This window comes from Arsenophonus nasoniae (assembly GCF_004768525.1).
Classification (GTDB): Bacteria; Pseudomonadota; Gammaproteobacteria; order Enterobacterales; family Enterobacteriaceae; genus Arsenophonus; species Arsenophonus nasoniae.
Map to the genome: position 1 here is coordinate 2,477,629 of NZ_CP038613.1, position 12,845 is coordinate 2,490,473.

Consider the following 12,845-nt stretch of genomic DNA (forward strand, 5'->3'; position numbering starts at 1 on the left):
TATTTTCTATCGTTTAATTAATTTCGTTAGGGCCTTATGGGAGTTTAAAATGCCAGATAATCCAAATAATCAAGATAAATTATCTATCACGCCCCTTTCGTTACCGAAAGGTGGCGGAAGTTTACAAGGCATGGGAGAAACCGTTGGCACACCAGGGCCTGATGGTATGGTGCATATTACGCTACCTTTACCTATTTCCAGCGGCCGCGGTTATGCACCTTCATTGAACTTAAATTATAACAGTGGCTCTGGTAACAGTGCCTTTGCTATCGGCTGGAATATTGACTTACCTAGCATTCGGCGCCAAACCAGTCACGGCCGGCCGCTTTATCAGCTAGACGATACCTTTATTGGCATAGATAATGAAGTGCTGGTTGTAGCGGTTGATCAAGCAGGCCAACCTATTCGTTATCAAAAAGATAGCTGGCAAAATATAAAACTAACCGAAAACTATCAAATTACCCAATATCAATCACGTATTGGAACTGGCGCCGAACGCGTCGAATACTGGCAACCCGTAGCGGCGCAATCCAGTCAAATGCCTTTCTGGTTGATTTACTCACCGGATGGGCAGATCCACTGTTTAGGTAAATCGGCCAATGCCAGAATTTTTGACCCTAACGAAGAGCAACACATTGCCGTATGGTTACTAGAAGAATCAGTTTCACCTAACGGAGAGCACATTTTATATCAACATCAAGCGGAAAATGACCAAGGAACTTCTGAGCAGGAACGGCTACAACATCCATCAGCTACAGCACAACGATATTTAACGACGGTAAGTTACGGTAACCTGAGCGCCTATGCGCCACTGTATAGTTTAACCGACACCATACCGCCTCCAACCGATTGGTTATTTTACCTAATATTGGATTATGGCGAGCGGAGTAATCAGACTGATCAAGCGCCTGAATTTCTACCACAACAAGCTTGGTCTATGCGACAAGATCCTTTTTCACGTTTTGAGTATGGCTTTGAAATTCGCACTCGCCGTCTATGCCAACAAGTATTAATGTTTCATGACCTGCAACGACTGCAAGATTTACCTCACGAAAACAGACCACCTGCACTGGTTCGTCGTTTACAGTTACACTATGATCAACAAGCCATCGTTAGCCAGCTAATCCGTTGCCGGCAACTGGCCCACGATGGAAATAATTCGCTATTGTTACCACCGATTGAATTTGATTATCAACTATTTGGTCCACCGCCCGCTCAAGATTGGCAACCTTTAATCGAATTTAATAGCATGAAAGATCAACAACAGTACTATCTGGTTGATCTGTATGGTGAAGGCATTGCCGGCATTCTATATCAAGATAATTATGCCTGGTACTATCGTGACCAGATACGTGGCCAATCACAAACCGATGAAATTACTTATTCGCCACCACAACAGTTACCTAATATACCTACCCTACTCAATGGTGGCACTTTAATGGATATTAATGGTGATGGACGGCTGGAATGGTTTGTAAACCAAATCAATATTAGTGGTTATTATGCCCAACATCCAGATAGAAGCTGGAGTGACTTTATTCCACTGCTAGCTATTCCTACCGAATTACAAAATAATCAAGCCCAATTTGCCGATATTACCGGTGCCGGATTAGCGGACATTACACTCATAGGCCCGAAAAGCGTGCGTTTTTATGCTAATCAACGACAAAGTTTTGCCACGGCAGTCAATTGCCCACAAGCTCCATCAGTAGCATTACCGATTATTGGCAGAGATGAGCGCCAATTAGTCGCCTTTAGTGATCTATTAGGTTCCGGCCAGCAACATTTGGTCAGTATTCGCCATAACGAAGTGACTTGCTGGCCTAACCTTGGCCAAGGTTTATTTGGTGCCCCGATTCAGCTTAGCGGTTTTCAACAACCGCAAGAAAGCTTTGATCCAAAACAACTCTATTTAGCCGATCTAGACGGCTCAGGTACAACCGATATTATTTATCTAATGTCCGATCACCTGTTGATTTACATGAATCAGTCAGGCAATAGCTTCGCCGCACCATTCACCATACCGCTACCTAACAGTGTGGCCTATGATGATACTTGTCAGTTGTGGATTGCGGATATTCAAGGCTTAGGCGTCGCCAGTTTGATCTTGAGCATACCGCATATGCAACAACAACACTGGCGTTATGATCTAGCCAGTCAAAAACCTTACCTGCTTAATCGGCAAAATAATAATTGTGGTACCGATAGCCGTTTTTACTATCGCAGTTCTGTCCAATTTTGGTTGGATGAAAAACAACAAGCAATCCAACAAAATAAAAGCTATGCCAGTCACCTGCCGTTCCCCATCCAACTGCTCAATAAAATTAACCAGCTTGATGAAATTACCATGAGTTGTTTTAGCCAAAGTGTTAATTATTTTCATGGTATGTATGATGGTATCGAGCGCGAATTTCGTGGATTTGGCCGCGTCGATATTGTCGATTCAACCGAAGATGCAACTGGCAATACCGATCAACGTAGTATGCCATCACTTTTACGCCAATGGTTTCATATCGGTAATACCAATGACGAAGTGTCTTTCAGTAGCGAATACTGGCAAGGGGATAAACAGGCGTTTCCAGTCGGTAATACCCGCCTCACCCAATATCAACAAGGTCAGGATATTCCAATCAGCTCGCCTGATGAAGAGCAAAAATTCTGGGCTTATCGATCATTAAAAGGCAGTCCATTACGCAGTGAACTTTATGGTTTAGATCATGCCGCTGACGCCGAAAATCCTTACAGCGTTACCTATTACCGTTATCAAGTTAGGCAAATTCCGGCTGTCACAACCGCCAAAACTGGCTTAGCCATGGCACCAATGTCTTTGGAACAATGGGATTACAATTATGAACGTATTGCTGAAGATCCACTCTTTAGCCAAAACGTTAATCTAGCTTTTGATGAAAACGGCAGCTTAATCCATAATGTTGCCATCAATTATCCTCGTCGACCAGGCAGTATAATACCCCCTTCGCTCTGGTTACCAGAGGGTGCCTTTGAGCAGAGTTATGATCCACAACAACAACTATTACGCATAAGCGAAAATCAAATCCGCTATCACAATTTAAAAACCCAAGAACAATGGCGGTTAAATATTGCTGATGAGCAACGGACAGATATGATTACCTTGCCAGCCAGCGATGTGCCAACTGAAGGATTTTCGCTAGAATCCCTATTAAATCCCGATGGCATATTGAGTGAAAATACACCACGAGAGTACGCCGGACAAAGTAAAATTTACTACCTCGCGGGTGGAGAAAATACACCAATATCGGTCCCCACCCTGCAAGCGTTAGTCGCCTTTACTGAACAAGCCGAGTTTGATCAACTGAGTTTGGCCGCATTTGAGCCGGTACTATCTGAGGCGCAAATTGAAGAATATTTAACCAATGCTGGATATGTCAAAACCGAATACCTGTTCCCACGTCCGGGGGAAGAAAATAAAAATATTTGGGTAACCCGACTTAACTATAGTGAATATTATGGTGCAGAAGGATTTTATTGCCCTTATCTTCAACGACACTCATTATTAACCGGCGCAACCGACTATCAATGGCATACCTATTACTGTGGCATAGTAAGTACAACTGATGCTGCCGGCTACTTTACCCATGCCGATTATGATTACCGTTTTCTGACACCTTATCAGATTATAGATATTAACGATAATATCAGTTATGCCAATTTTGATGCCTTCGGTCGCGTCTCTTCTAGTCGAATTTGAGGTACTGAAGAAGGACAGCCGGCGGGATTTCCGCCACCGGATGTTGCCTTTTATTCCACCTGACTCCATTGATACCGCATTGACTATGCCATCACCCCAACCTGTCGCCCAATTCTATTTCTATGCACCAGAAGCATGGATGAAACCGGCAACAAAAGAGATTATCGCAATAGTGAAAAATTCATCCTATGACGATAAGCAGGTTATTGATGAAAAAGGTAATATCAATGTTATTGGTTACCAACGCTGGTTACGTCATAACAAAACGGCGTTAGATAACACACTGTTTGCAAATGATCCTGAAAGGCAACCTCCCTATATTTTATCTGTCACCACCGATCGTTATTATCCTGACGATCAACAACAGCAACGACAACAAATTAACTTTATCGATGGCGCTGGCCGATCCCTACAAACAGCACTACGGGTACCCGCGGGTGATGCTTATATCGTTACTAAAGCTGGCAATCTAGCCAAAAATAAACGTGGTGCAGCAAAACAGGCACCGACTACAACACGATGGGCAGTCACTGGCCGGGTAGAATATGATAATAAGGGGTTAGTTGTTCGCCAATATCAACCTTTTTTTAGTAATAGCTGGCATTATATTATTGATGATAGCGGCCGTGATGACTACTATGCTGACACTCACTATTACGATCCGTTAGGGCGGGAAATACGAACGGTTACCGCTAAAGGCTATGAGCGACGCCAACAATATTATCCCTGGTTTACTGTCAGCGAAGATGAAAATGATACTGCGGCAGATTTAACCAATTAATCATTTACTCAAACCAATAGCATGTTATCTAAAATAAAAAAGATAATATGCTATTACTTAGCAGATAATAAGCGATTTTCATGGATGAAATGGCATTTTAGCACCAGTGTGCACGGAACCTCCTATCAGACTGTTCACTATTACTGGGATTCTAGCAACAAAATTTAAGGTCAAAATAGCTAAAAACGGATTTTCATTTTGCTAACCATAAACACCATTTTCACAACTTTGACAGACTCTAGCGGTAATTTTTATTCTGCATCAAATGTAATACACGACCAAAACTAACCGAACGGCTACCAATTTTTTGCATTCCATCTTCTGGAAGATAACTAAATTTTACGTAGAGTATATCACCAGCGGATTTTTCTGTACTTTTAAGCGAATTTGTAATGCTATAAAGTTCTTTAAGATCCGCAGGAATACCCGCTGCATCGGTAATCACTGTCCCGACTGGTACAAATTTAAGCAACTGAGCAAGGGTTTGAACTAAAAAATCCTGTAACGGGAAAAGTCCACTAAAACGTTTGCGCGGTATGTACCTTGTGATACCCATGTATATTTCAGGGATTTCCTGTAGATGGTTTTCGATGCCACAGGTTTCATTTTTTTTGAGATATTCAAAAATCTCCACCGGTGAGCCAATGAGTACCAGCGGCTTAACACCTGCTCCTTTTTCTGAAAAAAGAAATTCGTTATTACTACTTTTAACCGCCTTTTGCAAAGTTCCTCGGTCTTGAATGACAGAAAAAAATTTGCCTTCTTTGACAATCGGTGCTGGTTCGCGCCACATATTTATTTCACTGGCTTGCGCAGTAGCGGTAATCACTGTAGCAGCCAACATCATTATAGCCGTTGTTTTATCTTTCATAGGACAACATCCTTGTTGTTTACCATACTATCAGTATGACAATACTATCATCAATATGAACAAAATATAAACAGCTCGTAACTAAAATATAATCCGAATATAACTGAAAAAAGAATGCAAAAATTTGACGCCTAGGATCAGAATACGTGTCTGAGTGGCATATCCGATACAGCCACTATAGCGTCAAGTTTTATTGGTATGTAGAAAGGACAGCATAAAATTTCTTGCCATATAATCTTATAATATCACTAATAAAAATTGATAAATTATGGCTGAGTAACGCTTAACGCTAGGGTGCTATACCATGATTTATAAGTGCTAGCTGATGGCTAATCAACCTTCTGGCACAACTTAGTCTTTTGCAACTCATTATTATTGCGAGCTAACCAAAGTGAAACGGCTTTTAGCGAATCGGGCGTAAATTCATGATTACGGGTATTAATCTCTTCTGGCGTCAACCAAAAAACCGATTCCACTTCGGCTTCCTGTAAAGCAAAAGGGCCATGACTAACACAGCTAAACAAGCCGCCCCATACCCGACACTTAGGGGTTTCATAATAAAAAAGTCCATGCTCAGCAAAAGGTACGTCGGCAATTCCCAACTCTTCTTCTGCTTCTCGCCTTGCAGCAGCTAACATACCTTCACCACGGGTTACCACTCCACCCGCAGTTGCGTCTAGTAAGCCAGGATAAATATCTTTCGTCTTGGTACGACGTTGAACCAAAATTTTGCCCATACCATCATGCACAATAATATAGGCCGCTCGATGACGCAAATTCTCTGCTCTCATCTGCTGACGTGTCGCCTGGGCAATGACTTTATTTTTGTCGTCAACAATATCAATCCATTCTGCATCAACTACTTCGCTTATTACTTGTCCCATCTTAAAACCTTTCTCACTATTAAGTGGTCATCAATCTATTTACTTGAGTCTAAACTCAGCAACATTTTGATGCAAACCAAGTCTCAAACTTAAATAGCCATCTGCGCATTTTTCGCACCACATTTTTAACTACCGCTTAAATAATCATAGTCTGTTATTAGCAGATACAAAAGCGTTTACGCTAATGGTCGTTGATAAATGAAATAAACAACCCACTTAGGCATATAATCACAACGATTAATTTTTATAACCTCTAATAAAATGATAATAAGCGCTAATTTAGTAAAATATAAAAACCAGATAGACTCATTTTAGCCGCTAAATAAAAAGCTAGAAAATAACTGGAATATATTAACCATTTCAATATTAATTATTTTTATCTATACTCTGATTTTTTATAAATAACAACCAACAACAATAGTAATGAATAAAAATATGACTATTATTAAATCGGTATTACCCATTTAATTTCATTTTACACATTAACTATCTATAAAATAACATATTTTTTCATAGTGAATTTATTGATGAATATAATTCTCTTTTCATGAAAATTAAAATAAATAAACTTAACTAATATGATTTTTAGCATGGTTTTAATAATCTCATCAGCCATATGAATAAAAAATCATTATATAACTCATTATTTAATTTGTTTTTGTTTTAATTAAATAATAAACTAACTAAAAATCAATATTAGCAATGCCAATAATATCAATTAACCTAATTTGGCGAAGTTTTATTAACCAATAAATTAGCTACCATCTTTCTAGCCAGTTTATTGATTATAATCACCGTCTAATTATCTGCTGTTTCTTTAAATATCAATGCTATAGTTACTTATAGCGTAAATGAAAACCACGGAGTGATAATGCGGATTTTTATTACTGGCAGTACAGGTTTAATTGGCTCACGGCTGGTGCAACAGCTTGTGATACATTCACACACTATCACCGTCTTGAGCCGATCATGTCAAAAAGTTTACACCCTATTTGGTCGTCATGTTGATTGTCTGACAAACTTAAACGAGATTGATAATCTCGATGGCTTTGATGCCATTATTAACCTTGCCGGTGAACCAATTGCAAATAAACCTTGGACTAAAGAACAAAAAATAATTCTATGTGAAAGCCGCTGGAAAATGACCGAACGCTTAAGCCAACTGATTAAGGCTAGCAAAAAACCAGCAAAAACTTTTATATCTGGCTCAGCAGTTGGCTATTATGGTGATCAGGGACAAACCGTTGTCACTGAATCAGATATGCCCCATGCCGAATTCACTAACCAATTATGCAAAAAATGGGAATCCTTGGCATTACAAGCCGAAAGTGACAAAACTCGCGTTTGTTTGCTACGAACCGGAGTCGTGCTGGCAAAAGAAGGCGGGGTGCTAAGGAAATTGTTACCGATATTTAAAGCCGGATTAGGCGGGCCAATAGGCAAAGGAAAACAGTATATTCCCTAGATTCATATTGATGATGTGGTCAATGCTATTATTTATCTACTGGAGACGCCTGCATTATCTGGCACGTTTAATATTACTTCTCCTTATCCCGTTCATAATGACCAGTTTAGTGCCATCCTGGCTGAGGTTCTTAATCGCCCAGCACTGATTAGAACGCCAGAATTTGTTATTAAATCGATTATGGGAGAATCCGCCGCATTAATGTTAAGTGGACAGCAAGCTATACCAAAGCGGCTTGAAGAAGCTGGATTTAAATTTCACTATGTTGACTTAAAAAAAGCGTTAGAATCATTACTGCTAACTTCATCAGAAGAAACAATTACTTAGCATTCTGCCAACGAGTAAACAACGTTTGGGGTAATGTGATACCATATTGATCTAATACGCGATTGACAGTTTGATCGACAATATCCTGTATTGTTTCTGGCTGATGATAAAAAGCTGGCATCGGTGGAAAAATTATCGCACCAATCTCTATAACATTCATCATTAATCTCAAATGGCCTAAGTGTAAAGGTGTTTCTCTGACACCTAATATTAATTTACGCTTCTCTTTCAAAATCACATCAGCCGCACGCGCAATTAACGTATCGTTGTAACTATTAGCAATGCCAGATAAGGTTTTTATTGAACACGGCATAATAATCATACCGGAGGTAATAAATGAGCCAGAAGAAATGGCTGCAGCAATATCCCTATTATCATAAACAACATCAGCCATTGCTTGAACATCACGTAGACTATAAGTGGTTTCGATTGCTAATGTCTGCTTGGCGGCCGAGCTAACAATTAAATGGGTTTCAATATCAGCAACAGAACGTAAAACCTCGAGTAAGCGAATACCGTAAATCGCACCACTGGCACCTGTTAGTCCGATAATTATTCTCTGCATCATTTTTGCTCAATAATAACGATAAAATAGACTTCAGGATTGTAAACTTAACGATATCCGATGAAGTCTAACTTAATTCAAAATATAACAACAAATTAGCCTTCGTTGTAAATTTCTAAATTTTCAATTTCATTATGTTCTTTTAACTGATCATCCTTACGGAGATTTTCCAGATAATCCAGATAAGCTTGATCAATATCTTTAGTAACATAAATACCATTAAAGACCGAACTTTCAAAAGCAGTAATATCTGGATTTTCCTCTCTAACAGCAGCAATTAAATCAGAAAGATCCTGGAAAATTAAATCATCCGCACCAATAAGTTGACAAATTTCATCGACTTCACGGCCATGAGCAATCAACTCATTAGCTGACAGCATATCAATACCATAAACATTGGGAAAACGAACTTCTGGTGATGCCGAAGCAAAATAGACCTTTTTTGCGCCTGCTTCACGTGCTAACTCAACAATCTGCTCAGAAGTTGTTCCGCGCACAATAGAATCATCGACTAATAAAACATTTTTATCGCGGAATTCGGCCCGATTAACATTGAGCTTACGACGTACCGACTTACGTCTTTCTTGCTGTCCCGGCATGATAAAAGTGCGCCCTACATAACGGTTTTTAACAAAGCCTTGGCGATAAGGTTTACCCAAAATATAAGCAATTTCTAGTGCACTATCACAAGAAGTTTCAGGGATCGGGATCACAACATCAATATCCAAATCCTGCCACTGGCGGGCAATTTTGGCGCCCAACTTTTGCCCCATCCGCAAACGAGCTTTATTAACCGATATTTTATCAATAAAAGAATCGGGTCTAGCTAAATAAACAAACTCAAACAGACAAGGGGTTAGCTGTGGATTTTCTGCACATTGACGGGAAAAAAGTTGCCCCTGTTCAGTAATATAAATTGCTTCCCCTGGTGCCACATCACGCAAAAATTCAAAACCAAGGGTATCTAAAGCGACACTTTCCGAAGCAACCATATACTCATTTTGGCCATCCTCCAATGTGCGCTTGCCAAGCACTAAAGGGCGAATACCAAACGGGTCACGAAACGCCACTAAACCATGCCCAATAATCATTGCGACACAAGCATAAGCACCACGAACTTTGTTATGCATTGCCGCAATTGCGCTAAAAATATCTTCCGCACTCAGCGGAAAATGAGCAAATTGATCGAGTTCGTGAGCCAAGACATTGAGCAAAATTTCTGAATCAGAAGAAGTATTTACATGACGACGAGCCGTTTCAAATAGCGTTTTTCTTAATTCATGCGCATTAGTCAAATTACCATTATGGGTCAATGTAATGCCAAAAGGTGAATTAACATAAAAAGGTTGCGCTTCGGAAGCGCTACAACTACCTGCGGTTGGGTAACGCACATGGCCAATCCCCATTTTGCCCCGCAAGCGCAGCATATGGCGGGCGGCAAACACATCTTTTACTAAGCCATTCGACTTACGTAGACGAAATTGTTTATTTTCATCAATTGTCGCAATACCTGCAGCATCTTGCCCACGATGTTGAAGCACTGTTAGCGCATCATAAATTGATTGGTTAACTGGTGTGAAACCAGCAATACCGACAATACCGCACATCAACTTTTTCCTCATCAGCCAAGCGGAGTGATATTTTCCGGTAAAAAACTTGACGCATTTTTTAAATAATCAAAAAACCATCTAATAATATGACTAAATTGGGGTATCAATTCAGAACGTTGCCAATCTTCACTTTTTGGCAAGGGTGTAAAAGTATCCAGGAAAAACAAGATTGCCGACACAATTAATATACCGCGCAATACACCAAAACAGACGCCTAACACCCGATCAGTGCCTGATAATCCTGTTTTCTCAACTAACGAACTAATTACATAATTGACTACAGCACCTACAATTAACGTTGCAATAAATAAGATCGCAATGGCAATACCATCTTTGATCAGCGGGTCGTCGAAACGAGTCAAATAAGTTGCCAGATAAGGATAAAATTGGCTAGCAACAAAAAAAGCACAACCCCAGGTAATCAATGATAAAGCTTCTCGTACAAAACCACGAATTAAACTAACCAAGGCAGAAAAACCAATAATGGCAATAATAGCGTAATCAATCCAAACCATAATTTTAATCCAAGAAATTAAACATTCAGCATGGTCGAACGCATTTTAGCAGAAAACAAAAACGTTTGCGTTAGATATTTTGCTGAACAGCGGCAAAAATTTGCGGCGAAAAGATAAATCATGATCGCCGCGTAAGTAATTAATATAATCGATTAGTATCAATATGTTTTGTCTATTAGTACATACCCATTTTAAGGCTTATAACTGCGTATTTGACCTTGTAAGCCGGTTAAATCTTTCAATTCCGACAAACTGGACTGCAATTTTTCTTTCGACGCATTTGGGCCAATAAAAATTCGTGTCAATTGACCATTAACGGGTAATGATGGCTCAGTGTAGACCTGATAGCCAGATAAACGTAATCTAGCAATAATCTCTTCCACTTTTGCTGCATTTTTTAGTACGCCCAACTGAATGACATAAGCCCGTCCCTGTGGTGCTTTGCTTTTCTCATTCGACTTAGTACTTTGTTCTGGCTCTAACGCTGGTTTTTCAACTTTAGCTACCGGTTTTGACTTTGCTTGCTGTTGAGTGGACTGACTATCTGCTAATTTGGCTTTTGAATCAGAAATAGCTTCAGAAATCATTGCTTGTGCAGCGCTCTCTGAGGGTGTCACTAGTGGTTTTGGATTAATTGGCGCAATAGGTTCAATTTCATATTCATCGCTGCTTTTAGGCACCAAAGGGATCGCTGCAAATTCAGTTTCATTGTATTTCTTGTTCCCATCCAATAATACCGGTAATACAATAACCCCAATGGCAACAATAACAATCGTTCCCACTAAACGGTTTTGAAACTTACTGGCCACTTAAGCTTTCCTCTTTTATCTGCAGTTCCATCACTTCAGCGACAGTATGAAATGAGCCACAAACCACGACTATATCCTGTTCATTAGCTTCATTCATTGCTTGCAACCAGGCATCTTTAACCGTATCAAATTGGTAAGGTGAATCAACATATTGTGCTAATTGTGCAGCATCAGCGCCACGTATTTCACTTAATGAAGCGAGATACCATTTATCAACCTGGGGAGCCAGATAAGATAAAGTACTTTTTATATCTTTATCGGCTAACATACCGACAACTGCATAAACTTTAGTATTTTTCTGCCTAGGCAAGCAAGAGAGTCTATCGGCTAAATAAGCCGCTGCATGGGGGTTATGCGCAACATCTAAAATTACACATGGTTGCTGACAGATAATTTGAAAGCGTCCGGGTAATTTGGCCTTGATTAATCCCTGCTGAATCGCTTGCAAAGATATGGCCCGACTAATGGCATCACCCTCTTTGATTAAACAATCAATAATTGCCAATGCTGTTGCAGCATTAGCCAATGGGACATTTGGCAAAGGTAACTGCTTAAAATCATGCTCATGGGATTGCCAATGCCAATGATCATTTTGTGGTTCAAATTGCCAATCTACCCCACAACGAAATAACTTTGCGCCCAATGCTTGAGCTACCTCATTAATCGACTTTGGCATATCGGGTTCACCCACAACCGCATAGCGTCCTGAACGAAAAATACCGGCCTTTTGATAACCAATCTGTTCCCGATCATTACCAAGCCAATCAATGTGATCCAATGCAATGCTGGTGATCGCTGCAATATTCGCATCCACAATATTGGTGGCATCTAATCGTCCACCTAAACCGACTTCTAAAATAACTACATCAAGTTTAGCCTGTTTAAATAATTGCAAAGCTGCTAAGGTACCATATTCAAAGTAGGTCAAGGTTGTTGTGCCGCGTTTAGATTCAATAGCAGCAAAAACGCGGCAAAATTCCTCTTCAGGCAATGTTTTACCTTGGATCCTAACACGCTCAGTATAATCCAGCAGGTGTGGAGAGCTATAAACGCCGACTTTTAATCCGGCTTCAATTAAAATAGTTTCCAGTGTATGGCAGGTAGTTCCTTTACCATTTGTTCCTGCAACCGTAACCACTTTCGGTGCCGGTTGTAAAAGATCCAGTTGACGAGCAACAATACCAACCCGATCCAGCCCCATATCGATAATTTTATTATGCTGATTGGTTAAATAAGTTAACCAGCTAGCTAAAGAAGAGGTCGCCTCTGGTATCATCAAAGGATCAGATAT

The 12,845-nt window shown here is 40.0% G+C and carries 9 protein-coding genes and 1 pseudogene; 3 read left to right on the forward strand and 7 right to left on the reverse strand.

Translation table 11 applies throughout. The annotated features are described in order from the left end of the window. The first annotated feature begins 49 nt into the window (after positions 1-49). On the forward strand, positions 50-3,727 hold the full coding sequence (locus ArsFIN_RS12365; protein ID WP_051296996.1) for a SpvB/TcaC N-terminal domain-containing protein: 3,678 nt from the start codon (positions 50-52) through the stop codon (positions 3,725-3,727). Next, entirely contained in the window at positions 3,693-4,508 is an 816-nt protein-coding gene (locus tag ArsFIN_RS27520; RefSeq protein ID WP_246067211.1) for an insecticidal toxin complex protein, read from the forward strand. The genes ArsFIN_RS12365 and ArsFIN_RS27520 overlap by 35 nt, the downstream gene beginning before the upstream one ends. A 238-nt stretch (positions 4,509-4,746) precedes the next feature. Here ArsFIN_RS27520 and ArsFIN_RS12370 read toward each other — a convergent pair whose 3' ends face one another. Together ArsFIN_RS12370 and yfcD are read right to left on the reverse strand one after the other, a co-directional pair. Beyond that, positions 4,747-5,379: a hypothetical protein gene (locus ArsFIN_RS12370; protein ID WP_026822699.1), complete on the reverse strand. Its 633-nt coding sequence runs from the start codon at positions 5,377-5,379 to the stop codon at positions 4,747-4,749. A 329-nt stretch (positions 5,380-5,708) separates the two neighbouring features. Next, positions 5,709-6,263, reverse strand: a complete 555-nt coding sequence (yfcD, locus tag ArsFIN_RS12375) for an NUDIX hydrolase YfcD (RefSeq protein ID WP_026822700.1) — start codon at positions 6,261-6,263, stop codon at positions 5,709-5,711. Positions 6,264-7,134: 871 nt separating this feature from the next. Here yfcD and ArsFIN_RS12380 point away from each other — a divergent pair. Continuing rightward, a pseudogene (locus tag ArsFIN_RS12380) lies at positions 7,135-8,055 on the forward strand (TIGR01777 family oxidoreductase). Here ArsFIN_RS12380 and ArsFIN_RS12385 read toward each other — a convergent pair. The 5 genes from ArsFIN_RS12385 to folC all read right to left on the reverse strand — a co-directional run bounded on the left by ArsFIN_RS12385 (position 8,048) and on the right by folC (position 12,845). Further along, positions 8,048-8,620, reverse strand: a complete 573-nt coding sequence (locus ArsFIN_RS12385) for a UbiX family flavin prenyltransferase (RefSeq protein ID WP_026822701.1) — start codon at positions 8,618-8,620, stop codon at positions 8,048-8,050. The pseudogene ArsFIN_RS12380 and the gene ArsFIN_RS12385 sit on opposite strands and share 8 nt — an antisense overlap. Before the next feature lie 95 nt (positions 8,621-8,715). Beyond that, positions 8,716-10,227 (reverse strand): amidophosphoribosyltransferase, encoded by a 1,512-nt coding sequence (gene purF, locus ArsFIN_RS12390; RefSeq protein ID WP_026822702.1) that lies wholly within the window; start codon positions 10,225-10,227, stop codon positions 8,716-8,718. Positions 10,228-10,241: 14 nt separating this feature from the next. Continuing rightward, entirely contained in the window at positions 10,242-10,745 is a 504-nt protein-coding gene (gene cvpA, locus ArsFIN_RS12395) for a colicin V production protein (RefSeq protein WP_026822703.1), read from the reverse strand. Between the two features lie 191 nt (positions 10,746-10,936). Next, on the reverse strand, positions 10,937-11,554 hold the full coding sequence (dedD, locus tag ArsFIN_RS12400; RefSeq protein WP_026822704.1) for a cell division protein DedD: 618 nt from the start codon (positions 11,552-11,554) through the stop codon (positions 10,937-10,939). Then, positions 11,544-12,845, reverse strand: a complete 1,302-nt coding sequence (folC, locus tag ArsFIN_RS12405; RefSeq protein ID WP_026822705.1) for a bifunctional tetrahydrofolate synthase/dihydrofolate synthase — start codon at positions 12,843-12,845, stop codon at positions 11,544-11,546. Before folC ends, dedD begins: the two co-directional genes overlap by 11 nt.